The organism is Vibrio chagasii (assembly GCF_002954585.1).
GTDB lineage: Bacteria > Pseudomonadota > Gammaproteobacteria > Enterobacterales > Vibrionaceae > Vibrio > Vibrio chagasii_A.
Genome location: NZ_MSCI01000001.1, coordinates 1762542 through 1787552, shown reverse-complemented (window position 1 = coordinate 1787552; position 25011 = coordinate 1762542). Strand labels below are relative to the sequence as shown.

Annotated in this window: 22 protein-coding genes, 5 tRNA genes, 1 rRNA gene, 2 pseudogenes and 1 riboswitch; of the genes and pseudogenes, 12 read left to right on the top strand and 18 right to left on the bottom strand. The window is 44.1% G+C overall.

Features of this window, described 5'->3' with window-relative positions; genetic code table 11:
• Window positions 1-391: 391 nt before the first annotated feature.
• The 7 genes from BTO10_RS08205 to BTO10_RS08170 form a co-directional block, all read right to left on the bottom strand.
• Window positions 392-467: transfer RNA gene (locus BTO10_RS08205), tRNA-Val, on the bottom strand.
• Between the two features lie 32 nt (window positions 468-499).
• A tRNA-Ala gene (locus tag BTO10_RS08200) sits at window positions 500-575 on the bottom strand.
• A 24-nt stretch (window positions 576-599) separates the two neighbouring features.
• Window positions 600-675, bottom strand: a tRNA-Val gene (locus tag BTO10_RS08195).
• Window positions 676-708: 33 nt separating this feature from the next.
• A tRNA-Lys gene (locus tag BTO10_RS08190) sits at window positions 709-784 on the bottom strand.
• A 2-nt stretch (window positions 785-786) separates the two neighbouring features.
• Window positions 787-862 (bottom strand) — tRNA-Glu (locus BTO10_RS08185).
• A gap of 124 nt (window positions 863-986) precedes the next feature.
• Window positions 987-2539 (bottom strand): 16S ribosomal RNA (locus BTO10_RS08180).
• Window positions 2540-3034: 495 nt separating this feature from the next.
• Window positions 3035-3559, bottom strand: coding sequence for a DUF3087 family protein (locus BTO10_RS08170; RefSeq protein ID WP_105024211.1), 525 nt, complete (start codon window positions 3557-3559; stop codon window positions 3035-3037).
• A gap of 256 nt (window positions 3560-3815) precedes the next feature.
• Here BTO10_RS08170 and trmY point away from each other — a divergent pair, with 256 nt between their 5' ends.
• On the top strand, window positions 3816-4415 hold the full coding sequence (gene trmY / locus BTO10_RS08165) for a tRNA (pseudouridine(54)-N(1))-methyltransferase TrmY (RefSeq protein ID WP_105024210.1): 600 nt from the start codon (window positions 3816-3818) through the stop codon (window positions 4413-4415).
• Window positions 4416-4946: 531 nt separating this feature from the next.
• On the opposite strand, the gene BTO10_RS08155 is transcribed toward trmY, so the two are convergent.
• On the bottom strand, window positions 4947-6047 hold the full coding sequence (locus BTO10_RS08155) for a permease (RefSeq protein WP_105024209.1): 1101 nt from the start codon (window positions 6045-6047) through the stop codon (window positions 4947-4949).
• Window positions 6048-6280: 233 nt separating this feature from the next.
• On the opposite strand from BTO10_RS08155, the gene BTO10_RS08150 reads away from it, so the two are divergent.
• Both BTO10_RS08150 and sigZ read left to right on the top strand, forming a co-directional pair.
• The gene (locus BTO10_RS08150) at window positions 6281-6577 is read left to right on the top strand and encodes an ArsR/SmtB family transcription factor (RefSeq protein WP_004741113.1); all 297 of its coding nucleotides are present in this window, start codon (window positions 6281-6283) and stop codon (window positions 6575-6577) included.
• On the top strand, window positions 6561-7145 hold the full coding sequence (gene sigZ / locus BTO10_RS08145) for an RNA polymerase sigma factor SigZ (protein WP_105024208.1): 585 nt from the start codon (window positions 6561-6563) through the stop codon (window positions 7143-7145). The genes BTO10_RS08150 and sigZ overlap by 17 nt, the downstream gene beginning before the upstream one ends.
• Before the next feature lie 94 nt (window positions 7146-7239).
• On the opposite strand, the gene BTO10_RS08140 is transcribed toward sigZ, so the two are convergent.
• Together BTO10_RS08140 and BTO10_RS23940 are read right to left on the bottom strand one after the other, a co-directional pair.
• Window positions 7240-7854, bottom strand: a complete 615-nt coding sequence (locus tag BTO10_RS08140) for a YitT family protein (RefSeq protein WP_105024207.1) — start codon at window positions 7852-7854, stop codon at window positions 7240-7242.
• Window positions 7855-8315: 461 nt separating this feature from the next.
• Window positions 8316-8450, bottom strand: coding sequence for a hypothetical protein (locus BTO10_RS23940; RefSeq protein ID WP_004741116.1), 135 nt, complete (start codon window positions 8448-8450; stop codon window positions 8316-8318).
• Window positions 8451-8479: 29 nt separating this feature from the next.
• On the opposite strand from BTO10_RS23940, the gene BTO10_RS08135 reads away from it, so the two are divergent.
• The 3 genes from BTO10_RS08135 (at window position 8480) to BTO10_RS08125 (ending at window position 11061) form a co-directional block, all read left to right on the top strand.
• Window positions 8480-9691: an MFS transporter gene (locus BTO10_RS08135; protein ID WP_105024206.1), complete on the top strand. Its 1212-nt coding sequence runs from the start codon at window positions 8480-8482 to the stop codon at window positions 9689-9691.
• Window positions 9692-9915: 224 nt separating this feature from the next.
• On the top strand, window positions 9916-10641 hold the full coding sequence (locus tag BTO10_RS08130) for a sulfite exporter TauE/SafE family protein (protein ID WP_004741118.1): 726 nt from the start codon (window positions 9916-9918) through the stop codon (window positions 10639-10641).
• A 57-nt stretch (window positions 10642-10698) separates the two neighbouring features.
• A complete protein-coding gene (locus BTO10_RS08125; RefSeq protein ID WP_105024205.1) occupies window positions 10699-11061 on the top strand; it encodes an MmcQ/YjbR family DNA-binding protein in 363 nt (120 codons plus the stop codon).
• A 117-nt stretch (window positions 11062-11178) separates the two neighbouring features.
• Here the strand turns inward: BTO10_RS08125 and BTO10_RS08120 are convergent, their stop codons facing one another.
• Window positions 11179-11922, bottom strand: coding sequence for a phosphatase PAP2 family protein (locus BTO10_RS08120; RefSeq protein WP_105024204.1), 744 nt, complete (start codon window positions 11920-11922; stop codon window positions 11179-11181).
• A 371-nt stretch (window positions 11923-12293) separates the two neighbouring features.
• Window positions 12294-12444: riboswitch (FMN riboswitch) on the top strand.
• Window positions 12445-12623: 179 nt separating this feature from the next.
• Here BTO10_RS08120 and ribB point away from each other — a divergent pair.
• Together ribB and BTO10_RS08110 are read left to right on the top strand one after the other, a co-directional pair.
• Complete coding sequence (ribB, locus tag BTO10_RS08115; RefSeq protein ID WP_063521737.1) at window positions 12624-13280, top strand: 3,4-dihydroxy-2-butanone-4-phosphate synthase; 657 nt, start codon at window positions 12624-12626, stop codon at window positions 13278-13280.
• A gap of 355 nt (window positions 13281-13635) precedes the next feature.
• Window positions 13636-14499, top strand: coding sequence for a hypothetical protein (locus BTO10_RS08110; protein ID WP_105024203.1), 864 nt, complete (start codon window positions 13636-13638; stop codon window positions 14497-14499).
• Window positions 14500-14629: 130 nt separating this feature from the next.
• Here the strand turns inward: BTO10_RS08110 and BTO10_RS08105 are convergent.
• Window positions 14630-14820 (bottom strand): annotated as a pseudogene (locus tag BTO10_RS08105) (LysR family transcriptional regulator); the annotation flags it as partial.
• Between the two features lie 42 nt (window positions 14821-14862).
• On the opposite strand from BTO10_RS08105, the pseudogene BTO10_RS08100 reads away from it, so the two are divergent.
• A pseudogene (locus BTO10_RS08100) lies at window positions 14863-15015 on the top strand (NAD(P)-dependent oxidoreductase); the annotation flags it as partial.
• A gap of 97 nt (window positions 15016-15112) precedes the next feature.
• Here the strand turns inward: BTO10_RS08100 and BTO10_RS08095 are convergent.
• Window positions 15113-15766: a cupin domain-containing protein gene (locus tag BTO10_RS08095; protein ID WP_008216567.1), complete on the bottom strand. Its 654-nt coding sequence runs from the start codon at window positions 15764-15766 to the stop codon at window positions 15113-15115.
• A 136-nt stretch (window positions 15767-15902) separates the two neighbouring features.
• Window positions 15903-16670, bottom strand: coding sequence for an SDR family NAD(P)-dependent oxidoreductase (locus BTO10_RS08090; RefSeq protein WP_004741126.1), 768 nt, complete (start codon window positions 16668-16670; stop codon window positions 15903-15905).
• Between the two features lie 105 nt (window positions 16671-16775).
• Here BTO10_RS08090 and BTO10_RS08085 point away from each other — a divergent pair, with 105 nt between their 5' ends.
• Entirely contained in the window at window positions 16776-17114 is a 339-nt protein-coding gene (locus BTO10_RS08085; protein WP_004741127.1) for a winged helix-turn-helix transcriptional regulator, read from the top strand.
• 49 nt (window positions 17115-17163) lie between these two features.
• Here BTO10_RS08085 and BTO10_RS08080 read toward each other — a convergent pair whose 3' ends face one another.
• On the bottom strand, window positions 17164-18069 hold the full coding sequence (locus BTO10_RS08080; RefSeq protein WP_105024202.1) for a LysR family transcriptional regulator: 906 nt from the start codon (window positions 18067-18069) through the stop codon (window positions 17164-17166).
• A 225-nt stretch (window positions 18070-18294) separates the two neighbouring features.
• On the opposite strand from BTO10_RS08080, the gene BTO10_RS08075 reads away from it, so the two are divergent.
• Complete coding sequence (locus tag BTO10_RS08075; RefSeq protein WP_105024201.1) at window positions 18295-19014, top strand: SDR family oxidoreductase; 720 nt, start codon at window positions 18295-18297, stop codon at window positions 19012-19014.
• Window positions 19015-19131: 117 nt separating this feature from the next.
• Here BTO10_RS08075 and BTO10_RS08070 read toward each other — a convergent pair whose 3' ends face one another.
• Entirely contained in the window at window positions 19132-20943 is a 1812-nt protein-coding gene (locus tag BTO10_RS08070) for a choice-of-anchor I family protein (RefSeq protein WP_105024200.1), read from the bottom strand.
• Between the two features lie 195 nt (window positions 20944-21138).
• The gene (gene ompW, locus BTO10_RS08065) at window positions 21139-21780 is read right to left on the bottom strand and encodes an outer membrane protein OmpW (RefSeq protein WP_102425199.1); all 642 of its coding nucleotides are present in this window, start codon (window positions 21778-21780) and stop codon (window positions 21139-21141) included.
• Window positions 21781-22179: 399 nt separating this feature from the next.
• Between ompW and glgC the strand changes: the two genes are divergently transcribed.
• Window positions 22180-23400, top strand: coding sequence for a glucose-1-phosphate adenylyltransferase (glgC, locus tag BTO10_RS08060; protein WP_105024199.1), 1221 nt, complete (start codon window positions 22180-22182; stop codon window positions 23398-23400).
• 106 nt (window positions 23401-23506) lie between these two features.
• Here glgC and BTO10_RS08055 read toward each other — a convergent pair whose 3' ends face one another.
• A complete protein-coding gene (locus BTO10_RS08055; RefSeq protein ID WP_004741133.1) occupies window positions 23507-24937 on the bottom strand; it encodes a YfcC family protein in 1431 nt (476 codons plus the stop codon).
• Window positions 24938-25011: the final 74 nt, after the last annotated feature.

Here is a 25011-nt window from a genome sequence, read left to right as displayed (position 1 = left end):
TCACTTAACCATACAACCCGAAGAGGTCTTATGTATGGCATTTGCTTTCACTTTTAAAAAGTGAAGACAAAACAGCAACCAAGGTTTTTGGTTGTAACAAGAAGGGTTAATTCTTATTACGTGTTTGCCGGACTCAATATGATTCAAACGAATTTGAATCGAATACAAGACACTTGAATGTGTTTGTGTTGTGTTTACTGTTCTTAATAAATAAGAGCAGATAAACATTGAGAACTTTTAATTTGATTAACTTAATCACAGCCTTGAGCTGTTTGATTTCACTTTTTAAAGTGAAAACCAATTAAGTAATCAGTCAGCTTTCCAAATTGTTAAAGAGCAGATTTTCTAACGAAAACCATTTTTAAGAACACTTAGCAAATGCGCTTAAAGATGGTGGGCGATACCGGGCTCGAACCAGTGACCCCCTGCTTGTAAGGCAGGTGCTCTCCCAACTGAGCTAATCGCCCATGATAGTTTTAATTCCTTCATGGAGAAAGAATGGTGGAGCTATGCGGGATCGAACCGCAGACCTCCTGCGTGCAAGGCAGGCGCTCTCCCAGCTGAGCTATAGCCCCATATTTTATTTCCTTGGGAGGAAATGGTGGGCGATACCGGGCTCGAACCAGTGACCCCCTGCTTGTAAGGCAGGTGCTCTCCCAACTGAGCTAATCGCCCACTAAAAGTTTTAATTCCTTCGTGGAGAAAGAATGGTGGGTCGTGCAGGATTCGAACCTGCGACCAATTGATTAAAAGTCAACTGCTCTACCAACTGAGCTAACGACCCAATGGTATCCCGTAGGGGAGTCGAACCCCTGTTACCGCCGTGAAAGGGCGGTGTCCTAGGCCTCTAGACGAACGGGACACTGCTAATTTATCTCCACTTTAAAAAAGTAGAAACAAACTTTGAAGAACTTGGGAGTTCTTCAACTCTTTTCTTTTCTAAACCGTATCAATCTGTGTGGACACTTATCGTAAATATCTTCGTATAAGGAGGTGATCCAGCCCCAGGTTCCCCTAGGGCTACCTTGTTACGACTTCACCCCAGTCATGAACCACAAAGTGGTGAGCGTCCTCCCGAAGGTTAAACTACCCACTTCTTTTGCAGCCCACTCCCATGGTGTGACGGGCGGTGTGTACAAGGCCCGGGAACGTATTCACCGTAGCATTCTGATCTACGATTACTAGCGATTCCGACTTCATGGAGTCGAGTTGCAGACTCCAATCCGGACTACGACGCACTTTTTGGGATTCGCTTACTCTCGCAAGTTCGCCGCCCTCTGTATGCGCCATTGTAGCACGTGTGTAGCCCTACTCGTAAGGGCCATGATGACTTGACGTCGTCCCCACCTTCCTCCGGTTTATCACCGGCAGTCTCCCTGGAGTTCCCGACATTACTCGCTGGCAAACAAGGATAAGGGTTGCGCTCGTTGCGGGACTTAACCCAACATTTCACAACACGAGCTGACGACAGCCATGCAGCACCTGTCTCAGAGCTCCCGAAGGCACACCTGCGTCTCCGCTGGCTTCTCTGGATGTCAAGAGTAGGTAAGGTTCTTCGCGTTGCATCGAATTAAACCACATGCTCCACCGCTTGTGCGGGCCCCCGTCAATTCATTTGAGTTTTAATCTTGCGACCGTACTCCCCAGGCGGTCTACTTAACGCGTTAGCTCCGAAAGCCACGGCTCAAGGCCACAACCTCCAAGTAGACATCGTTTACGGCGTGGACTACCAGGGTATCTAATCCTGTTTGCTCCCCACGCTTTCGCATCTGAGTGTCAGTATCTGTCCAGGGGGCCGCCTTCGCCACTGGTATTCCTTCAGATCTCTACGCATTTCACCGCTACACCTGAAATTCTACCCCCCTCTACAGTACTCTAGTTCACCAGTTTCAAATGCAGTTCCGAGGTTGAGCCCCGGGCTTTCACATCTGACTTAATGAACCACCTGCATGCGCTTTACGCCCAGTAATTCCGATTAACGCTCGCACCCTCCGTATTACCGCGGCTGCTGGCACGGAGTTAGCCGGTGCTTCTTCTGTTGCTAACGTCAAGAGATGCCGCTATTAACGACACCCCCTTCCTCACAACTGAAAGTACTTTACAACCCGAAGGCCTTCTTCATACACGCGGCATGGCTGCATCAGGCTTTCGCCCATTGTGCAATATTCCCCACTGCTGCCTCCCGTAGGAGTCTGGACCGTGTCTCAGTTCCAGTGTGGCTGATCATCCTCTCAGACCAGCTAGGGATCGTCGCCTTGGTGAGCCATTACCTCACCAACTAGCTAATCCCACCTAGGCATATCTTGACGCGAGAGGCCCGAAGGTCCCCCTCTTTGGCCCGTAGGCATTATGCGGTATTAGCCATCGTTTCCAATGGTTATCCCCCACATCAAGGCAATTTCCTAGGCATTACTCACCCGTCCGCCGCTCGACGCCGTTATCGTCCCCCGAAGGTTTAGATAACTCGTTTCCGCTCGACTTGCATGTGTTAGGCCTGCCGCCAGCGTTCAATCTGAGCCATGATCAAACTCTTCAATTTAAGATTTTGTGACTCAATGAATACTGATTACATTCTCTTCGCTTAATAAAAAGCTAAGTAATGTTGAATTGACTGTGCCGATAATAAATTATCGATTGGCCACTCAGTTCATTGAAATCAAGTTGAAACCGAAGTTTCATTTTTGATATTCATCAACGAGTGCCCACACAGATTGATAGGTTTAAATTGTTAAAGAGCCTTGCTTATCGAAACTTTCTTTTTACAAAGAAACCCTTGAAAGCGGACGTGAATTCTAGCGATTTAATCTTAAGTGTCAAACACTTTTTAAAATTAATTTCTTTCGAACTTTCCGTCTTACTGATTACTGCTGAAGCCTTGTGGCGTCTGCCGTGTCAGTGAGGCGGAATTATAGAGATCATCGAAAACATGGCAACCCCTTTTTTGATAAAAATTCAAAAAAACTGTTTAAGTGTTTACTTTTACGCCAAAAGGCTCTTTCGTCGCTCAAAGCTCATACAATAACAGGCATATTCCTCAAAACTTTGTGATTAAATCTCTCGAAAAGGATTCTATATCTAGCTCTATACCCCATTTTTTACTCAACTCTACGATGTTATCTAGAGAGTGCTGCACCGTCGTTATCGTCAATGTGTTGTTATCTAGGTCGTATACTTGTTTTTGTGTGGTGTAATAGAAGTACAGAATGACCAGCGCATCTTGGTCACCTTGCTCAGCCTTCGGTTGAATTCGTTTTAGTTTTCGATAAATTCGATTGTGGATTTGTTTTAGGTTCAACACGTACACCGCTTCCTTGAAGTATTCATGCCCTTTTACACGACTAGCAATAAAAGCATTTAGCGCTACAGACAAGATCACTCCAAGCACGTTTAAATGGAAATTGCCCGTTGATTCACCAGCAATTGGATTAGTTGTACCAAATAAGTCAATCAGAATGGTGCCGAATACGATAGCAAATACGGCAAGTGATCCAACTAAAGCAACCAACAATAGGTTCATCTTCTTTCTATATTCTTCTTTATTTATTTTCTTAAACTTCATCGACTACTTCCTTCTACAAGCCACCTAATAATTTGCGCATACTATCTATGTAAACAATCGGTCGCTTCAACCTTTACCATCTTGTAATGTGGTCATTCTCTATTTAATACGTTGAGCTCTTGACGTTAGCGCTATAAGCAACTCTATTTGACTTCATTGATAGAAAAGAGTTACATACCGCCACAATTTTGGTTATTCATCAATTCATGTTGCTGAAGCTCATTTCGCTTTATCACATACTGACAAGGTACATTCTATGCGTTCATTTGTATTACGCGCCCGCGCAGCCCCTACAGAGAGCAAACTTATCTTAGAAGGCGTTGGGCAAGATGCTCATACTGAGATTCTGGCTCATACTTTGATGAACACGATCTTCGTTGCCCAATCTCACCGTGAGAATGTCACCGTACACCTTGTATTAGAAAGTACTAAAGACTTTTCACGTACAATTACATTCGATTCTAATGAGATCACTAATATTGGTGGTTTCCATGAGTCGGCATTGTTGTCAGCGGTAGTAAGAGCGGTTGACGCTTCTCAAGGCATGACTAAAGAGCAGATGCGTCAGGTTGAACCGGGCATCACTGTTCGCACTATGAGTTTTGAAAAGCTGGTTAAAGAACTGGCTGAAGACCACCAGCTGTACATGATGGATAAAAAAGGTGACTTTATCCGTGATGCAGAGATTGCTGAAAACCCATGTTTCCTTCTGACTGATCACATCCCTATGCCTAAGAAAAGCTACAACAGCTTAAAACGCTTAGGAACAGAGAAAATCAGCTTAGGTCCAAACATGCTATTCGCTTCTCAGTGTGTCGTGTTAATTAACAACGAATTGGATATCCGCGGTTTCTAAACTCAATAAGACAAAATCATGATTAACAAAGCCCGGTTATTCACCGGGCTTTTTAGTTTTCGATGTACAGGTAACACCTTCGTTTAATGTGTCGCAAGCTACACCCTCACATGAGATCTCGCATTAATGTCTCGTATTGCTCTGACGCTAAGACGACTAAATGATTGAGTTCTTTCGCATCGTCCTCAGCTAACACAATTGTAATAAAATACACGGCAAAACCTACACCGCTAAGAATCGACTGTTTTGTACAAGCAAAGACCGAATCGGACATCAGAGAGAGAGCGTCGCTTTGGTATTCCAATGTATCGCTTTCAATTTCCCGGTATAACCAATAACTATGGCGATGCAATTAATCGGCACCACTGCAATGTATTAGCAACTAATGCTTTCGCGACTAAAGGCACCTCGTCTGCACTGCCTAACTCTGTGTAATGTTGCGTTGCTGCTTTCCTTTAAAAACAAAAAGAGCTCAACAATGTGAGCTCTTTTTTATTGGCTATATTTTCGTATCGATGGTGTTATCTAAGATTAGCCAAAGATGAAGGTGTATAGGTAACCTGCACCAATCGCCATACTTAGTATTACGAATAGGAAGGCCGCAATCATCTGATTTTTGAAGATTGACTTAAGCAGAATAACTTCTGTCAAACTCGCACCCGCACTACCAATGATCAACGCCATTACAGAACCTAGAGCCATACCCTTTTGTACTAAGGCAGCACTCAGTGGAATCACAGCTTCAGCACGAATGTATAGTGGAATACCAATTACAGCTGCGATTGGAATCGCGTACCACTTACCTTCACCTGCATATTCAGCAATCAAGTCAGTTGGAATGAAGCCATAGATGAATGAACCAATTGCGATACCCATCATCAAGTAAGGGAACACTTGTTTGAAGTCTTTCCAAGTTGAGAACCAGATTCTTACCCAACGGCTAGGTTCTTGCTTCTCAACAACTGTTGCTGTCGCTGTACCGTCAGCCGAGCAGCATGATACTTCTACTTTCGGCTCTTCTTCCTTAGTGCCACAACATGCGCTCTCTTTTGCCATTACTGGTGCAGGTTCACCACATGCGCTTGTATCACATGAAGATTCTGCTTTTGCTGGCTCTGCTTTCATAGGTGCAGAGTCACCACAACTAGTAGCACAGCTTGAAGATGAACCTGTTGATTCATACGCTTCTGCTTTTACGTAACGCTCAAAGCCTAATTTCTCCAGTGTGTAACCTGCTACTACCGATACCGTCATTGCGACTAAGAAGTAGAACGCTGCCACTTGCCAGCCAAAGGTAATCACGAACAAACCAATGATCACTGGGTTCAATAGTGGACTACCAAATAGGAACACCATCATTGGACCAAAACCCGCTCGTGCACGTAGCAAACCTTTTAGGAAAGGAATCGTCGAACATGAACAGAAAGGTGTAATCGCACCCAGTAGTGCGGCAATCACATAGCCCTTACCGTTACGTGAGCTCAAGATAGATTGAATCTTCTCGGGCGTAAGGAACTCTTGAAGAATCCCAACTATGTAGCTAATCGCCAAGAAAAGGATGATGAGTTCTACTGCTAAGAAAGCGAACATATCCAGTGCGTCTTTTAGCATTGTTAACATTTCATTGCTCATAATTAACTCCAAACAGGATTGAAAGTCGAACTCTATGAGGAAAGTATCCGACCCTTAATTTCGAATATTCTCGAATTATAGAAATAAATAGTTACAGATCAAGTTTTATTTCGATAAAAATCGAAATAATTTTCAAAGCGAAGTACTTTCAATGACTTACGTATTCATTGTTTTTATATTTGAATTTAACTTTCATTTCGACTATTATCGAAATTAAATCTTGAGGAGTGAATATGAACTTAGAAGTCGTAGCAAAAGCACTTAAAGAGCTAGGCCACCCAATTCGCCTTAGTATCTATAAGAGTGTTGTAAAAGCTGGCTACCAAGGCATTGCGGTTGGCGGCCTACAAGAAGAACTCGGTATCCCCGGTTCTACTTTGTCTCATCACATATCAAGCCTTGCTTCAGCGGGCCTTATAAGCCAAAGACGTGAAGGCAGAACTCTCTTTTGCGTCGCAGAGTATGAATGCCTAGAAGGGGTTATTGGTTTCTTACAAGACGAGTGTTGTGTAAATGAACAGTGCAAATAGCACATCTTTAAACTTAGAGCAGGTGTGGGCTGAATATCAGCAGACATTAAAAGCCTTCCTCCACTCTAAAGTCAGTAATACCGCCGATGTAGAAGATTTGCTGCAAGAGATCTTAATTAAGACTTTTCAGAACCTGCACAAAGTGCAAGATGCGAGCAGTGTTAAATCGTGGCTATTTCAATTAGCTAATAACACAATTATCGACTTCTACCGGAAACATGCTCGTCAACAACGTGATAGCAAAATTGATGCGGACGATTTATGGTTTGCAGATTTAGACCACAATGAAGAGTTCAAACAGAAGTTGTCTTTGTGTATTGAACCCTTCATCCAAGCATTGCCTGAGCAAAGTGCCTCGCTATTGCTTGCCGTTGATATCAAGGGTCAGAGTCAAAAAGCGCTAGCAGAAGAGCAAAACGTCAGTTATTCGACCATTAAATCTCGCGTTCAGAAAAGCCGTGGCGATCTTAAGAACCTATTTGAACAGTGCTGCAACTTGTCACTAGACAAACAAGGTAATGTGATTGATTGCGAGCTCAAACCGGAATCCGGTTGTAGCAACTGCTAAGTGTTGAATGACTATTTTCATAGAACAAAGCCAGCAATTGATGCTGGCTTTGTTGTTTTCTATTGCTTGTAATATAGGCTTAAACTCAAGTTCGCTAAGCCGCTTCCGCCTTTACAATCGGTTGGTAGCGCCCCGGTTTATGATTCATTGCGAGAATCAGGTTGGTGACTACTGCACCCAACACAGACAAGAATATTAGCGGAGCATCAACGATAAAAAGTGAAAGCACCACAATAGTACAGTCCAATGCCATCTGAACCTTGCCTGCTCGAATCCCAAAACGTTCTTGTAAGAACAGCGCCAGAATATTAAAGCCGCCCAAGCTCATTTTGTGACGGAAAATCACCAACATACCAGTGCCAATTAATCCACCGCCAAGTAATGCTGCATACAGTGTATGAATCTCGGCGATCTGAATCACGTGATATAAGTGATCCACTGCGAACGAAACTATCGAAACAGCAATAAAAGTATTGATTGTGAAACGCCACCCCATACGAGCGACGGATAAAATATAGAAAGGTAAGTTTAGTGCGAAGAACACTTGGCCAAAGCTTAGATCTGTCACTTTGGTGATGAAGATTGCTAGACCAGCGGTGCCTCCGGTTAGCAAGCCGACTTGATTGAAAAAGATAACGCCAAGTGAAACCAGTGCGCTACCTAAGATAAGTGCCAGCAAGTTTTCACGAAAGTTATGATCTTTATCCATGTGAATGACTCTCCCTGAATCTTTTAACATCGCGTTTCAGTCATGTTGAAACGATTTACGCCCAAATTTACGATGTTTAACAGATAAGTCGAGCGAGAGACCAATCTTATACGGTAATTAGTTTGTATATTAGTTTTTACAGTTATGTGAAATATCTCAATAAAGCGTAGAGTTACAGAGACGACACTAAGTATCCATATTGAATTACTGGCTTCTTCCTTGGAATCGTTGAGTGCCGAGTTTTCCCATTTCTTAGTCACATTTCCCTCTCAGATCAGCAGCGTGTAAAGCTATGCATGAAACGCATAGACTAAATCACAAATTGTCATTTGATACATATCCTCCCCATCATTATGATGCGCGACTTCTTACAACATCGAGCACATGTAAACACCTTATGTTTTCACAATCTCTTTTTGCTCAACTAGCCAGAATGACGTTATTCCTCGTCATTAGTTTGGTTATTGTGCATCACAGTCAGCCACTGATTGATCTTTTGGCTCAGCACGCCGTGAGTAGTGGCTGCCACCAGCAATCAGGACACGAGCATCATCATGATATGACTGAACAAAACATGTCTGCGCAAGACCACTCACATCACCACCATTAATTTAAGAGTATTAGAATGAGCATTTTCCGTTTTCCTTTACTGGTATGGCTTGGGATCGGCACACTTATTATCAGTCTAGGGATCAGACAATCATTCGGCATTTTCATGATGCCAATTTCAGAGCATTTCGGCACCGGTCGTGAATTTTTCAGCTTCGCTATTGCCCTACAGAACCTATTGTTCGGTGTGTTCCAACCTTTTGTTGGCATGGCTGCAGACAAATGGGGAGCAAGGCGCATCATTGTTGCTGGCGCATGTGCTTACGGTTTGGGTTTACTTCTTACCTCAATTTCTACCGAATCGAACATGCTTTACGTTTCGCTAGGCGCACTGGTTGGCCTTGGACTGAGTGCAACAAGCTATGTGATCGTATTAGGCGCAGTAGCGAAAGTGGTACCTGCAGAACACGCCGCTAAAGCATTTGGTTTAACTACGGCTGCGGGGTCATTTGGTATGTTTGCTGTGATTCCAGGCGCGCAATACATGTTGAACGAATTTGATTGGCAGAGTGCGATGCAAGTGTTTGCTGTACTGTGCTGTGTGATGATCTCATTTGCACTTTTCATGCGAGCGCCAAAAGTCGTAACGAGTAAACAAACGCAAATTGAAGACAATCAAACATTGAAAGAAGCGCTATCTGAAGCCTTCTCTCACAGAGGTTACTGGTTAATTCATGCTGGTTTCTTCGTGTGTGGCTTCCACGTAATGTTCATTGCAACGCATTTACCAAGCTATCTAGCTGACAAAAACCTACCAGCGAGTAGCGCAGCAATGGCATTGGCTTACGTTGGTATCTTCAACATCTTCGGTTCTTACTTCTGGGGTGTGATGGGTGACAAGTTCAGCAAGCGTCATGTGATGTCTGCACTTTACTTAGTTCGCACAGTGGTTATCGGTGCGTTTGTCACTCTGCCAGTAACAGAATCGACCGCAGCAATCTTCGGTGCTGCAATTGGCTTCTGTTGGCTTGGTACGGTTCCACTCACTTCTGGTTTAGTTCGTCAGATCTTTGGAGCTCGCTACCTATCGACTCTTTACGGCTTGGTATTCTTCACTCACCAAGTAGGTAGCTTCTTAGGTGCTTGGGTTGGTGGTCGTATTTACGATTACTACGGATCTTACGAACCAATCTGGTGGTCGACGGTAGTACTGGCATTTGCCGCTGCGCTTATCCATTTACCGATCAATGACAAACCAATTGAGCGTCTGAAATTGGCAATGGCTTAACGTTTAATACTGACTCCCCCAATCAGTTACAGCGATAAGCAATCCAATGAGAGAGTGGATATCGAATGGACTAGTTCCTGAGATATCCGCTCTCTTTTTTATTGGGCGTGAAAATCGAAATTATAACTAGAGAAACTTGCATAAACCTCACTGAATATTAAGACTATTTCTACCGTTTTAATTTATAGTATCCATTCGCTCCTTTAGAACTTACTCACAGGCCTATGGAATACCTAAATCAAACCGCCCTTATCGCAATGGCACTCATTTTTGTGGGTTCGTTTGTACAAACTGCCATCGGCTTTGGCTTGGCTGTTGTCGCCGCACCACTGCTGTTTTTGGTCTCGCCAGACTATGTCCCTGCGCCTATCTGCCTCATTGGACTATTTATCTCGGTATTTAATGCATTAAAACACCGCGCAAATATTTCTATTGGCGGACTCAAAGTCGCACTGTTGGGCCGAATCCCAGGCTCATTGGCAGGAGGAGCTTTGTTGGTGATGGTGTCAACGAGCGTATTGTCTCTGTGGCTAGGGTTACTGGTTGTGTTTGCTGTGATTGTAAGCCTACTACCATTTAGATTGGAGCCAACGCCTGCCAAGATGGGGATTGCAGGATTTTTCTCAGGGTTCTTTGGGACAAGTTCGGGGATCGGAGGGCCACCGATGGCGCTACTGCTTCAACACCAAGATGCTAACCAGCTTCGTGGCAACCTTTCTGCTTTCTTTGTGTTTAGCTCGATCATTTCATTAGTCGTGCAGATCCCGATTGGCTTCTTCACGCTCCACCATTTGATCATCACAATACCTTTGCTGCCCGCTGCTTGGCTAGGCTACAAAGTGGCTATGATGACCACTCAAACCATTTCGAAAGAGAAGATACGTATCGCTTCTTTACTGCTATGTTCTATCAGCGGCTTGACGGCTATTTGGCAAGGCTTAGCTGGCTAACTTCAAGCGGTATCCTAAATAAACACCACCAGCACCGAACTATTGAGAGGGCGCTCTATGACATACAATGAATTCAATGCTTTTTGCGAGTCACAAGTTGCTACTAGCTATGTCATGCAATGGAACAATTCCCATGTTTGGAAAGTGGGTGGTAAGGTGTTTGCGATTGGAGGTTGGGGACCAAACGACGAGCCTGCATTTATCTTTAAGGCTTCTGATCAGAATTTTGATTTTCTCAAAGAAGAGCCAGGGTATAAACCCGCGCCCTACTTTGCTTCGCGTGGCATGAAGTGGATTCAGCTGTTTGAGAGCACACCAGAAAGGGATGACGAATTAAGATACTACCTCAAGGAGTCTCACCGAATTGTCTCTTTGGGACTAACCAAAAAGAAACAAGCAGAACTCGGGCTCAATCAATAACCAGAGATTCCGCTTGTTAAGCTAATGCCAAATTGCTTTTGGGAACTAACTTGTTTTTAATAACTTATTTGCTTTAAAAACTAAGTTGCTTTTAACAACGAAGCTCTTCTTGAATGGTTAAGCCGTTCTGAGGAATTTAGGTAATAAAGGTTCTATTTTTTGCGTTGGCACCAGTGGTACTAATAGGTAGATTAAGCCTGCAAAAGCGATAGATGCCGCTAAGTCTTCAGGACGATGCATACCAAGCCAAACGCGGCTATAAGCTACACCACCAGCCCAAGCTAGCATGCTGCCTACAAGGTAAAAACGCTTCGCTTCTAAGAACAACCCACCAAAGAATGCTAAGCAAACACCCACGAAAATCATGTGTCCTGATGGAAATGAATAGTCTGTTTCGCCAAGCCAATGACGCGTTCGCCATTCGCTGACCTTATCTTCTACTGACTCAATGGCCACGTTCTTTTCTTCTAGTGGCAATTCATAAAACAACTCCGGCATATCAACCACTTCTTGGGTAACTAAGTACTCAGTATACGGACGTGGGCTCTCAGTTGATGATTTAAGGAATGTCTTCGCTGCAAAGCTTAACACCAATAAAACACCGAGCTGCAAACAAAGGCTCACTAATTTTGCTTTTGAGAACTTTAATGTCAGCACCAATAAAGAGAGAACTGCGAGTGTGATTAGGAACCCTTGATTACCCGCTGAATAAGTCACGAATGTCATCACTGCACCATAGAAAGGCAATACGGCACTTCCAAGGTCGAAATGAGATCCAAAGATCAAAAAGGGAACGAGAGAATACAAGCTTAAAACGAGTAGCAGTAAGCCTTTGGATTTGTTAGAGAACAGAGAAGTCATGGCTAAGATCTTTTGGTTAAAGTGGTCGGATGCTATCGCAGCTTAGCACCGCCAATATCAATTTTTTGTAAAAACGCTCAGTAAGACGTCGTAGCGCAATAAACTTCATATATTCGAGTCGCTTTATTATTGGTTACGTGAAACACCGCACTACAACCCATCAGCAGCAACACCCTTATTTCACATTCCAATAGCAAATGGCGGGAACCAAGCTAGCCCATAATAAAGCACCCTGCCTGCGTTCTGCTGATAAAGTGAACACTTACCGGTTTAAAAGCGATGAATCTAAAAAACTTTGCTGTGAGTCCTTTAAATCCAGTATTGAAAGGATTACCATCTGGTCTGCTTTCATAGCAAAACAAATTATTAATTTTTATTCTCAGGGCGGGGCGAAATTCCCCACCGGCGGTATGTCCTTAGCAAAATCTAAAGATAAGCCCGCGAGCGCTCGATTCGTCGAGGTCAGCAGATCTGGTGAGATGCCAGAGCCGACGGTTATAGTCCGGATGAGAGAGAATGGAAAGACACTCGTTTAAGTTGGAAAGGCGTACCTATTTATTGGGTTAATGCCTCCAACTCAGACGTGTGCATTTCGTTTTGGATAAAACCATGATGAACCGACTTGTAATGAGTTGGCTTTGTTGTGTCCGTTGAGATCCCTCATACAGCCCTGATTCTGGTGATATTTTAGGAGTTTAACCATGAATCAGTCTTCACTACTTGCCGAATTTGGCGAACCAATCACTCGCGTTGAAAACGCACTGCAAGCTCTGCGCGAAGGTCGTGGCGTACTTTTACTTGACGATGAAGATCGTGAGAACGAAGGCGACATCATCTACTCAGTAGAACACCTAACTAATGCTCAAATGGCACTTATGATCCGTGAATGCAGCGGTATCGTGTGTCTGTGTCTAACTGATGATCAAGCCAACCAACTTGACCTTCCACCTATGGTTGTTGATAACAACAGCGCAAACCAAACTGCGTTTACTGTGACTATTGAAGCAAAAGTTGGCGTTACAACAGGTGTTTCTGCCGCTGACCGTGTAACTACGATCAAAACAGCTGCAAACCCGACAGCTAAACCTACTGACCTTGCTCGCCCTGGTCACGTATTCCCATTACGTGCTCGTAAAGGTGGCGTACTTGCTCGCCGCGGTCACACAGAAGGTACTGTGGACCTAATGCAAATGGCAGGTCTTCAACCAGCAGGTGTATTGTGTGAAGTCACTAACCCAGATGGCACAATGGCAAAAGCGCCAGAGATCGTTGCTTTCGGTAAACTACACAACATGCCAGTACTGACCATCGAAGATATGGTGATGTACCGCAACGAGTTCGATCTTAAGCTTGCATAAGGCTTAGTGTTTAATGACTCCCTTTGTAAGTCATTGAGCGTCAGATAAATATCGAAAGGCCTCATTCTTTAATGCTGTTTCTAGTGAGCAGCATTAAAGAGTGAGGCCTTTTTAATTTCCCTTATGGCAAGCAAAGTCAGCTCTGAAATCAAAGATACGTTCCACTTCTGACGGATTACCTCTCAAAAAATTCTGCAAAACATGAGAAAAACTCACTCGAATGGTGAAGTCATGCACCAACGTTGATCATTCAAAAACAGCACATAAATATAAGCCATTGAAATATAAAACTTATCAATTCTGGTACAGTGTCTGCACTACCACTAAATAGGTATTCAGATATTGGGAGTCGAATATGTTTGTAGTTATTTCAGTGGGTTTATCCATAGCAGTGCTTGCAACTCTGTTCTATTTCTCCAGAAAGAGACAGACTGTGCTAACACACAAGTTTGAAACCTTAGTTCTACTCAGGGAGCTGCTGTTGCTATCACGAAAACACCGTGCTGCGACGCATTACGCTTTGGCTTGTAAATTATCTAGCAACTCAATTCGCAGAGTAAATGAGATATACGACAACATACTAGAGGTGTCTGAGCTGCTTCAATCGCACGTCTCATTTGATAGCCGACCTATGTATCGCATCTACCACCTCAAGCTCATCGCAATGCACAGTGATTGGCAAAACCGCAGCTTGGTTCGCAACCAATCGATTCATGGTAAAACCATTCGCCATTGCATGTTCTTAATGGATGAGGTGTTGATCGTATGGTTAACTCAATCAGAGCGTGAAGACATGAGCCGTGAGTATCACATGAACTGGCAGCAAATCTTAGATTGCATGGATGTTCTGACTAAACTTCGCTTATGTATCCCAGAAATTACAGGTACTGATAGCGAGAAGCCGGAAGAATATTTGAGGTTTAAGTTCTACGCGTCTCAGATGCATCGAAAGCTTAACCAGCTATCGATAATTTGCCCTATTAGCACTGGCTCACCCGTTTTCTCACGAGCAATGCATTCGCTCGCGGAGATCTCTTCAAGCAGTGAACTAACTCAGCCAGCAGATAGCATGTATGAACTAACCAGTGATATATCTCGTGCCATTTCGCAAGTCTATGATCAGGTGCTGTCCGAAATAGCAAAGAGCTTGTATCAGCCTTTACCAGACATCAATGGAAATACAGTAAATACCCGATTATCCGAACATGGATATGTATAACGACTTCGTGAGAGGAGAGCGTGCTGGAACTCTAGATTATTGAGTTCAAATCCGATATCACCATTGATATCGGATTTTTGTAGTTATGTGCCGACGAACTCTATCGTGAATCTTCACTTAGCTAGCTTATTCAAACATCATTAGACCTGATATCCTTCGACCAAGCTTCTGCTGCAAAATCAATGAACTGACGAACAACCGGAAGCTGATAGCTCCGAGATAAATACACGGCCAAAGCACGCTGCTTGGTGAAATAAAACCCTCCAATATCCGCTTCAACTGACCATCTGCAATCAATGGGTTAGCTAGGTCACATCGTAAAAAACACTGCGACTAGGTTTTTTGGAAACATTACTAACTATCGGTATCGAGCGCTTGTTGTGGGTTAGTGGTGCAGGTTCATTAGAAGTGGCATCAAACGTATCGCTAGTGACCGTTCCAGATTTCCCTGAAGAATATAAAAATGAAGCCTCAGCGCAAGGCGAAGCCCTTGAAGTATTGGAGTCGCTTACTAGTGCTCAGACGTGCATCAAGTAAGATCAATAAGCACTAGAGTCTAAAAAGCCGCTGACTTTTGGTAAGCGGCTTTCTATTTTACTTGTCGAGATAATTATCATATCAGTGGCAAATGACCTGTTTTCACTAGGATGACCGTCTCTTCTTCCACATAAGGGAAATGCTCGCTCATGTGAGGGCTACGCATCCAAGTATGTTTCGGGTACACGCCATGTTCATCTTTAAAGGTGCCCGACAACACAAAGATCTCTTCTCCACCAAAGTGACGGTGCGGCTGAAAACGTTCGCCAACAGGCCACTTCACTAAAGCGACATGCTCGTGCTCAAACTCATGCAATGGCATCACCTGTAACCCTCCAATACCCGGTAGCCATTCCGTTTCTAGCGTATTGACTCGAACTTGAGTTAAGTCTCTTGCATCAAACTGATTAAGCTTAACTAAGATCGTGCAGCCCTCTTTACTTGATGGGGAATGCGCGCTGCCTGGCGGATTACGGATATAAGTGCCAGCGGGGAAGTCGCCAGTTTCATCTGAGAAAACACCGTCTAACACGAAGATCTCTTCTCCTTGCGGATGTGGGTGTTCAGAGAATGAAGATTGAGGGTCGTATTTCACCACGCTAGTCGTGTGACCTGATTCTTTCTCTTCTCTTTCTAGGGGCTTACGCCACACTCCTTTGGCAGGGCTTGCAACCCAATCTAGTTTATCGGTTTCGATAACCAATCTCTTTGAAAAGTCCATGTTGAGCATAATGACGACCTTACTCTAAATATTGTTTTAATTATTGTTGTCTTGCTAATGTCTATTCTACGCGAATAACGAGCGAGGGGGAGACTTCGCTGCTAATTGCTAACAAAGCGTCTCCCATATTGAAAGCTCGGCTTGATTAATTGCGGCCCGCGATCACACCACCATCAACATCCCAGATTGCACCCGTTACCCAATCGGCACTGTCAGACAATAGGAAAGAGATGCTGTTTGCGATGTCTTTCGGTTGACCCACTCGACCAATTGGATGGAAAGCATTGAAGCCTTCTAGCGCTTGGTCCACCTCTTCTGGCTTAATGAATGATTCGTAGATCGGCGTTTTAACGACAGCAGGAGAAACCGCATTCACACGAATATTGTGATCCGCCAATTCCATTGCCATGTGCTGTGTTAAAGCGTGTAGTCCAGCTTTTGCCATTGAATACGCAGAAGATGGCGTCGCTTTGATCGCTTGTTTCGCCCACATAGAGCCGACGTTTACCACGTTTCCGCCACCGTTTTTGATCATCAACTTGCTGACAGCTTGGGTAATGAAGAAAGTCGCTTTATTGAGCTGCATGTATTGCTCGTAGTCCGCCTCTTGATGCTCGACAAATGCTTTAGGGTTAAAATAGCCAGCAGCATTAACAAGGTAACCAATACCCTCTTCAATAGACTCTAAATGCGTAATAAGATTCGCTACACTCTCATCATCATAAAGATTAGCTTGCCAGCCAGTCGCGTGGCCTAGTGACTGAAGTTCTGATACTGCTTTATTTAACTTAGTTGGGTTATTGCCGACAACCAGCACATGGACATTTTGAGCGACTAACTGCTTCGCTGTTTCAAAGCCCATACCACTTGTGCCACCGATTACGACTGCAATACCATTTTTAGTGAAGTTCATTTTGTTATCTCCTAAGTCATGTGAACGTGGTAATCTTAGGCTTTGAACTAACACTATGAATAGTAAGTACAAATCGGTTAGGTAGGTACTTATTGGTACATCTTTATGAAAAATCAGGAAAACTTTTTTTCAAGAAAATCAGCACCAGAGCGCTCAGCTCGCATGGTAGAGACCATCTACGGTTGTAAATGGTCGCTCACGGTTTACCAATTACTGGCAAATGGCATCAATCGTCCAGGTGAAATGGTACGCTCGGTCGAAGGGTTATCGACCAAGGTCTTGAATGAATGTTTAAAGCGAAATGTAGAGTTCGGGATTCTAGATAAGCAAATGTTCAACGAACTGCCACCAAGAGTGGAGTATCAGGTAACGCCTTTTGGTGAGAAATTCCTACTGATTCTAGATCAGCTAGAAAGCCTACAAAACGAAATCGACGAAATGTAAGTCCAAGCCAGCCTAACTATTGTCAAAAGACGGAAGACAGCTAACATACCTAGCTCACTGGCATTTGTTCAAAACGACTTTTCACAAAATCAATAAAGGTTCTAATACGTCTTGGTTGATAGCGGTCTCGATGGTAGATCGCTGAAAAGTCCACTTTAGGCACCACCCAATCATCAAACACTTGCACTAATTGCCCATCAATCAGATCTTGTAAGCAATAGATAGTAGGTACGCGAATAATCCCGTTACCCGACTTAGCACCTTGTACTAGCACTCGACCATTTTTGCATTGCAACCTTCCTGTCACATGTACATCGAGCGTTTTCTTAGTGTCATCGAGCGCTTGAAAACTCCATTTACGCACCGAACCGGTTAAGCAGTCATGATGGATCAACTCTTTAGGGTGATTAGGCTTTCCTTTACGAACAAAGTACTCAGGGCTCGCGAGCGTTCCCATCTCTATATCCAATAACTTCCTTGCAATAAAGCCTGCGTCTTCAAGGCTCCCCATACGAAATGCGAGATCGAAAGCGTCTTCAATCAAGTCGACTCGGTTACTACTGAAATCTAAGCTTATGCTGATATCAGGGTAGAGCTGCATAAACTCATTGACCAGATCCGCAATGATCACCTCCCCCAAATACCCACCGACACAGTTGACTTTGATGTCACCGCGTACTTCTTCGACATCGTCGACAGCAGCAATCAAGGCTTGGTCTATATTCTCTAGAGCTTGTTCGCATCTCATGTACAGATCTTGCCCTGCATGGGTCAACCTCAGAGTTCGAGTGGTGCGAATAAACAATGTCACACCCATCTGCTTTTCTAGGCTACTCACTTGGCGTGACACGTGGGAGCGTGACACATCAAGCTCCTCAGCGGCTTTAGTAAAGTTGCCCAAGCGAGCAATAAGCACGAAGGAACGAATATCAGACAGGTTAATTTGATTGAGCATGGTCGCCAACTTACTTGTGAAATTAAAAGAGATGAAGCAATAAGGTGAACATCCTTATTGTTGCACCACAGCAACAGTGTTTCAAGTGAAGCGCTATATATCAACAATGCTATTTTCCTTAATATACCTCCATCGCAACGAAGCAAGGCAACAAGCACTTGATTCGAATGCACTTAAACAATACGTCGTAGCCAACCGACGCAATAAAAGTACAGAGGAAATAAAATGAAAAAACTAATCGTAATTACAGGTGCAAGCTCTGGTATTGGTGAAGCAATCGCTCGTCGTCTTAGCGATGAAGGTCACCCTCTGCTACTTCTAGCTCGTCGTATTGATCGCCTTGAAGCGCTAAACCTACCAAACTCTCTAGCAGTAAAAGTAGATGTGACTGACCAAGCATCATTCGAAGCTGCGATTGCACAAGGTGAAGAGAAATTCGGCCCTGTTGATGCGCTAATCAACAACGCTGGCGCAATGCTTCTAGGCCAAATTGATACGCAAGACGCATCTGAGTGGAAACGTATGTTCGATGTGAACGTAATCGGTCTTCTAAACGGCATGCAAGCTGTTCTAGCGCCAATGAAAGAGCGTAACAGCGGCACAATCATCAACATCAGCTCAATTGCAGGTAAGAAAACATTCCCTAACCACGCAGCTTACTGTGGTACTAAGTTCGCGGTACACGCTATCTCTGAAAACGTACGTGAAGAAGTCGCTGCTGCAAACGTTCGTGTAACAACGATTGCACCAGGTGCGGTAGAAACTGAACTTCTATCTCACACAACATCTCAAGAAATTAAAGATGGATACGGTGAGTGGAAAGAGCAAATGGGTGGCGTACTAGCAGCTGACGACATTGCTCGCGCAGTATCATTCGCTTACCAGCAACCACAAAACGTATGTATCCGTGAAATCGCTCTAGCACCAACTAAGCAAGAGCCATAGGACTTATCTATCGCTAATGAGTCAGCGGTAAAATAAGCCATAAACTAAAAGCGCCACTACTTACCCAGTAGTGGCGCTTTTGTTTTGATTCAATCTAATTGCTAGCAATAAGCGAGGTTAGAACTCAACGCGATAAACTGATGTACTGCCGCTTACTTCATTGCCAACCGCAATAAAGTGGTTACCAGAACGAGTGAAATACTTGATTGATTCTGGACCTAAGTCACCGGCTTTCGAGTTGTAAGTATCGTTACCACAATCGCCGTCTTCATCAACCTTAGTGCACACTGGCTGAGTAAAATCACGATTATTGAGATAGCTGATGAAGCTTGCGTTCTTAGGCTGCGTTACATCGTAAACCATGATGCCACCTTGGCGTTCAAGGCCGATAAAGGCATAGTGCTTACCGTTAATCTCAGCCACTTCGATAGCTTCAGGTTCCACCCCTTTATCATCGCTGCGATCGTCACCACTCTGATTGTTATCATTGGTGCTGTTGAAATTTGCAGGATCTTGCTCAAGAACGATTCGAGCAAAGTCATCACCACTATCAAACACTAATTCGCCTGAGTCATTCCAGATCGAGAAAGAGCGGCTACCAAACGCTAGAACCTTTTGGTCAGCAGCAAGCGTGCCTTGTGGCTTGATCACCTTAAAGCGAGCCAGTTGCTTATTGTCTTTCAATGCACCTGCCAATGGGTGGTTAGCGTCAACATCTAACTTTTTGCCACGTACTTCATCAACATAAGCGATACAAAAGTCTTTCTCTGTGGTGTAGTTTTCGGTGCCTTGATAATCATCACCATCCCACTCGAAACCCTTATCATCACATAATTTTTGCGTCGTCTTGATGCCATACTCGCGGCCATCACCTTCATTCGCCGTCACGATGTAGGTATTGCCATCGACACTATAGCTAGTGATGCTGTCTGGCATGTAGAGCCCTTCTAACATCGCGTAGCTTTGTAGGTTGCCAATATTTTTGTCTTTATTCGACGCATCCAATTGCGCGCTATCCCAAGGTTTACCGCCTAAACCAAGGATCGCATCCACCTCTGCAGTTGCGACATCAATCGCTGCTAGTGCATTGTTCTCTTGCAGGGCAACGTAGAGTTTACCGTTATCAGCAAACGTTAGATATTCAGGCTCTAAGTCTTGAGCAACGGTCGCATTCGGCGCTGAAATTCGAACCTTGTCGGTGAGTTCTTTGTGACGAGGCTGACCTTGATTAAATGCCTTGAAATCAATCTGAGTGACCTTCGCTTGCATAGTGCCATTCGCTAAATCCACCAATGTCACCGAGCCTTCAGGGTCAATGGTGTAATCCGAGTTCGGCTCACCTTCATTTGCTGAAGCGATATAACGACCGTCTTTAGAAAAGCTCACCATGTCTGGCAGTGCGCCCGTCGTGTAGGTGGTAATTAGTTCTAAAGTATCTGAGCGATACAGAGCAATAATACCATTTTGTTGTTTGTCGGCGTTTTCAATCGCGACAGCAACTAATCCTTGATGTGTCGAGACGCTATTTGCCGCCCCGATATTGATACCAGAAGCTAAAGCTGCAGATTGAAGATCAATAGAGCCTTCTGAGTTTGGCGAGCTATCGGCATTCATCGATAATAAGTCTACTTTCTTTGCTTGAGCATTTACGACATACAATTTATCGGTACATGAATCGTAGCTGACAATTTCTGCTGCAGAAGTTGCGAAAGGAGCGTCGGCAATGGAACTTCCAACCAAAGTAAGCCCGGTAACCTCAGCATCGCTTGCAATTGGCTGTTGGCTGGATTGGCATTGGAGGCTCAAAGCATCAAGTGAGGTTTGAGAGAGTGTACTAGCCGTAGATGATGTTGACTGAGAACATCCAGCAAGAGCAGAACTCACTGCGATAGGCAGTAATAAAGTCAGCTTATTGATTTTGCGATTCATATATCCTCCATAATTTGAATCGCGATTTTATGAGGTGGTTATGACAGCTATCTTTCTGTTTTGTTAATAATAGATGACGACAATAGCTCTACTTTACCCATAACAACAAAGCGTTACAGTGACTAATTCATTAACAATAAAAAAAGGCGCACAAGCTGGCTGGTGCTTGAGCGCCTTAGTAAACGGAATCATAGGTTAGAAGTTGTAACCACCACCGATCATGAATACCCATGGGTCTATATCAACGTCTGTTTTAAATGTATCTGTCGCAGTCTTGTATGTTGCCGTTGTTCCAATATCTGCGTACCAAACCGATGCATTTAGGAACCAATCTTCATTGATCATGTAATCCATACCAATGTTTGCCGCTAGACCCCAAGAGTCATCTAAAGACACATCTGTTAGACCAGCGTTTTTGCCGTTAGCATTCAAACCTTCATCAAAGAATACGGTGTAGTTAAGGCCAGCACCTACGTATGGACGGAAGTCACTGTTCGCTTCACCGAAGTAGTATTGCACCATGAATGTTGGTGGAAGGTGTTTAGTATCAGCAATTTTACCTAAACCGTTAACAGAAATGCTGTGAGAAAATGGGCTTGCTGCTAACACTTCAAAGCTGATGTTGTCAGTGAACATATAACCGAAAGTCAGACCAAGCTGAGTATCAGAATCAACTGAGAATTCTAGGTCAGGGTTATTAAGTACAGCGTCGCTACTGTCGTTTGGAGATACTGTTGCTGCACCTGCACGGATGATGAAATCACCTTCTTTATGAGCAAGAACATTCGTTGACATAAGAGCCGCAATAACCGCAATACCACATACTGTTTTTTTCATTATTATTTCCTTTGAGGGCTTCATTTTATTGGTGAATGAGTAATCATTTCTTATTTTGCGTGCAAGTTATCACAGAATAACCCTACTTTATTGATGGAAATCAATTTGTGAAAAGTTGTGACCATTTATGTAAATTTATATCGAGCCGATCACTTTATTCCTTCATTTTATTGACAGTTTTGTAATGCAACTTTCCCGTGCGTCATTTTGTTTAATCCAACCTCATAGACTTGTTCTAACCAGTCTGAATCAAAATAGAGCAAGTTAAGATTCTAAATGCATCAATGTGGTGCAACGGGATAGAAATCTTTATCCCCTCTTTTAATATTCAATGGGTTACATTTGGCTTAGTGCTTGCAGGACCTTAAACATAATCAAAAATATATTGAGGTTCTGACTATGCAAGACACTCTAACAATCGTTCTGGCCGGCGGTGTTGGCTCTCGGCTTTCTCCTCTCACTGATAACCGTGCAAAGCCTGCGGTGCCTTTTGGTGGCAAATATCGAATCATCGATTTCACACTCGCGAACTGCCTGCACTCCGGGCTTCGCCAAATACTGGTGCTGACTCAGTACAAGTCTCACTCTTTGCAAAAACACTTACGTGATGGTTGGTCGGTGCTTAACCCCGAGCTCGGCGAATACATCACTAATGTTCCCCCGCAAATGCGTACAGGTGACAGCTGGTATAGCGGTACAGCCGATGCGATTTATCAAAACTTATATTTACTGTCACGCAGTGAAGCCAAGCATGTGGTGGTGTTATCGGGCGATCATATCTACCGGATGGATTACGCTCCAATGCTCAAGCAACATAAGCAGAATGAAGCTGACTTAACGGTAGCCTGCATGGAGGTGTCGATAGATGAAGCCAAAGAGTTTGGTGTGATGGAGATCGACGAGTCTCATCAGATTAATAACTTTACCGAAAAACCGCGTTACCCCGCGAGCGTACCCGGTAGACCAACGCGAAGTATGGCTTCTATGGGGATTTACATCTTCGACAAAGAAGTACTGACACAAGCATTATTAGCAGACGCAGAAGACCCACATTCAAGCCATGATTTTGGTAAAGACATCATTCCTAAGCTAGTCGAGAATAACAGTGTTTACGCCTATAAATTTGGCGACGAAGAGGGACGCGTAACCCAGGATGCCTATTGGAGAGACGTGGGTACCATCGACTCTTATTACCAATCGAACATGGATTTGCTAAAGCCAACTTCGCCAATCGATTTGTATCAGCCGGATTGGGCAATTCGTACCTATGAACCGCAACTACCACCAGCACGCACCATTGCTTCGGTAGAGGGAAATCAAGGGATATTCATCAACTCGATGATTGCTAATGGTGTAGTGATAGAGGGAGGCTCTGCGCAAAACTCTATCTTCTTCCCGAAGGTAAAAGTGAGCAACGCGGCAATCGTGATTGATAGTATCTTGTTTGAAGATGTTGAGATTGGACGAAACTGCCACATTCAAAACTGCATCATAGATAAGAACGTGAAAGTACCAGATGGAACCCAAATTGGTCTTGATAGCCTTGCAGACGCCAAGCGTTTCCACATTTCGAAACAAGGTGTCATCGTCGTACCCTCCTCTTATCAGTTTGAAGAGTAATACTCTACCTCAGGTAGCTTCACCTCAAACTATAAAGGCAGCGAATTCGCTGCCTGTATAGTTATTGGATTGTTTCAAGCAAAGCTATCCGACTAAAGCACGAGCCTTAGAATGGACCTAACTCAATCATTTGAGCAACCACGACTGAAATCAGAGCGCCTACCGACCAGAACAAGAATAGTGGTAAGAAGAAACGTACCCACTTGCCATAAGGTACTTTGGCAATCGCTAGTACCGCCAGCAAGCCACCGTTGGTTGGATAAATGTAATTCGAGATACCGTCACCCAATTGCGATGCCAACGCCGCAACTTGACGAGTCACTTCGCCAATATCTGCCAATGGAATGATAATTGGCATGGTGATCACTGCTTGACCACTGCCCGACGGGATAAACAGGTTAATCGCCGCTTGTGAGAAGTAGATACCCGCCGCAGCAACAAGCTTAGAGCTGCCTGAAATGATCTGCGCAAGATAGTAGATGATCGAGTCGACAATTTTCGCATCTTCCATAATGGTCAACACCGAACGCGCAAAGAAGATGATCAGAACAGCGACCAATACATCGCTGACACCTTTGGTCCAATATTCACAAATCTTGTTTGGAGACAGCCCTGCCACTAAGCCCGGAATGATCGCCATTGCCACAAACGCACCTGCGATCTCAGTAAAGCCAAAGCCCATAGTCAGGGTACCGAAGATCATATACGCGAATACGCCCAAGAACGCGATACCCGCTAGCTTCTCACGCAAAGTTAGAGTCTTCGCTTCAACGTTCGATTCGTAATGGTAACCTGTGCCATGCAACAAGCCTTTGGTTGGATCTTGTTTTACTTTTCTTGCGTAATTCAACACATACCAAGCGCCAGTCAAAAGCATAAACATACCGACAATAAAGCGATACCACATGCCTGAATACAAAGGCAGTTCAGCGATAGTATGTGCAATACCCGTGAAGAATGGGTTCGCCAACGCCGCAGCAAAACCTGCACAACTTGCTAACAGAACAACGCCTAACGCTGTGATCGCATCGTATCCAAGCTTGATACAGATCGGGATCATCAACGAGATGAAAATAACATCCAGTTCACGCATACCGGTGAAGGTCACGTTAAAGAAGATCGCCGTCATGATCACTGGCGCGATCACATACAAGCCTTGTTTTTTAAGCTTAGTGGTAAGCGCGACGACCGAAGCGTCTAGCAGCCCCATGTGTTTGATGATACCGAAAGCACCACCAACAAACACCACAACACCCATCACCCCTGAAGCGGATTTGAAGCCTTTAAAAAATGATTCGAAAAAAGAGGCTAATGTTGTTGGGTTACTTGCTAATAATGTATAGCTGTCTGGGTCGATCACCGTGCGGCCATTCATAACCACTCGTTCAAACTCGCCTGCAGGGATAAAGTAGGTTGCGATTGCTGCAACGATAACCATGATGACTAAGGAAAGAAATGGATGGTTTACTTCTTTCTCTGTCGAAGCTGTATTACCGGCTGGAGATGTAGGTACGGATGTAGATACCGTAGACGTCATATAGACTCCTTACTTGTCAGCAACCAAGTAATACTTGGCGCCAGAGGGATTTTTGGAAAAACGAAACCCTTCAC

What these genes read in the sequence shown, in the direction of transcription:
- BTO10_RS08095 (WP_008216567.1), bottom strand. Translation starts at nt 15,766, where the DNA reads ATGCTCAACATGGACTTTTCAAAGAGATTGGTTATCGAAACCGATAAA.
- sigZ (WP_105024208.1), top strand. Translation starts at nt 6,561, where the DNA reads ATGAACAGTGCAAATAGCACATCTTTAAACTTAGAGCAGGTGTGGGCT.
- BTO10_RS08055 (WP_004741133.1), bottom strand. Translation starts at nt 24,937, where the DNA reads ATGACGTCTACGGTATCTACATCCGTACCTACATCTCCAGCCGGTAAT.
- ribB (WP_063521737.1), top strand. Translation starts at nt 12,624, where the DNA reads ATGAATCAGTCTTCACTACTTGCCGAATTTGGCGAACCAATCACTCGC.
- BTO10_RS08075 (WP_105024201.1), top strand. Translation starts at nt 18,295, where the DNA reads ATGAAAAAACTAATCGTAATTACAGGTGCAAGCTCTGGTATTGGTGAA.
- BTO10_RS08125 (WP_105024205.1), top strand. Translation starts at nt 10,699, where the DNA reads ATGACATACAATGAATTCAATGCTTTTTGCGAGTCACAAGTTGCTACT.
- glgC (WP_105024199.1), top strand. Translation starts at nt 22,180, where the DNA reads ATGCAAGACACTCTAACAATCGTTCTGGCCGGCGGTGTTGGCTCTCGG.
- BTO10_RS08120 (WP_105024204.1), bottom strand. Translation starts at nt 11,922, where the DNA reads ATGACTTCTCTGTTCTCTAACAAATCCAAAGGCTTACTGCTACTCGTT.
- BTO10_RS08135 (WP_105024206.1), top strand. Translation starts at nt 8,480, where the DNA reads ATGAGCATTTTCCGTTTTCCTTTACTGGTATGGCTTGGGATCGGCACA.
- BTO10_RS08080 (WP_105024202.1), bottom strand. Translation starts at nt 18,069, where the DNA reads ATGCTCAATCAAATTAACCTGTCTGATATTCGTTCCTTCGTGCTTATT.
- BTO10_RS08155 (WP_105024209.1), bottom strand. Translation starts at nt 6,047, where the DNA reads ATGAGCAATGAAATGTTAACAATGCTAAAAGACGCACTGGATATGTTC.
- ompW (WP_102425199.1), bottom strand. Translation starts at nt 21,780, where the DNA reads ATGAAAAAAACAGTATGTGGTATTGCGGTTATTGCGGCTCTTATGTCA.
- BTO10_RS08170 (WP_105024211.1), bottom strand. Translation starts at nt 3,559, where the DNA reads ATGAAGTTTAAGAAAATAAATAAAGAAGAATATAGAAAGAAGATGAAC.
- trmY (WP_105024210.1), top strand. Translation starts at nt 3,816, where the DNA reads ATGCGTTCATTTGTATTACGCGCCCGCGCAGCCCCTACAGAGAGCAAA.
- BTO10_RS08085 (WP_004741127.1), top strand. Translation starts at nt 16,776, where the DNA reads ATGAAAAATCAGGAAAACTTTTTTTCAAGAAAATCAGCACCAGAGCGC.
- BTO10_RS08150 (WP_004741113.1), top strand. Translation starts at nt 6,281, where the DNA reads ATGAACTTAGAAGTCGTAGCAAAAGCACTTAAAGAGCTAGGCCACCCA.
- BTO10_RS08140 (WP_105024207.1), bottom strand. Translation starts at nt 7,854, where the DNA reads ATGGATAAAGATCATAACTTTCGTGAAAACTTGCTGGCACTTATCTTA.
- BTO10_RS08110 (WP_105024203.1), top strand. Translation starts at nt 13,636, where the DNA reads ATGTTTGTAGTTATTTCAGTGGGTTTATCCATAGCAGTGCTTGCAACT.
- BTO10_RS08090 (WP_004741126.1), bottom strand. Translation starts at nt 16,670, where the DNA reads ATGAACTTCACTAAAAATGGTATTGCAGTCGTAATCGGTGGCACAAGT.
- BTO10_RS08070 (WP_105024200.1), bottom strand. Translation starts at nt 20,943, where the DNA reads ATGAATCGCAAAATCAATAAGCTGACTTTATTACTGCCTATCGCAGTG.
- BTO10_RS08130 (WP_004741118.1), top strand. Translation starts at nt 9,916, where the DNA reads ATGGAATACCTAAATCAAACCGCCCTTATCGCAATGGCACTCATTTTT.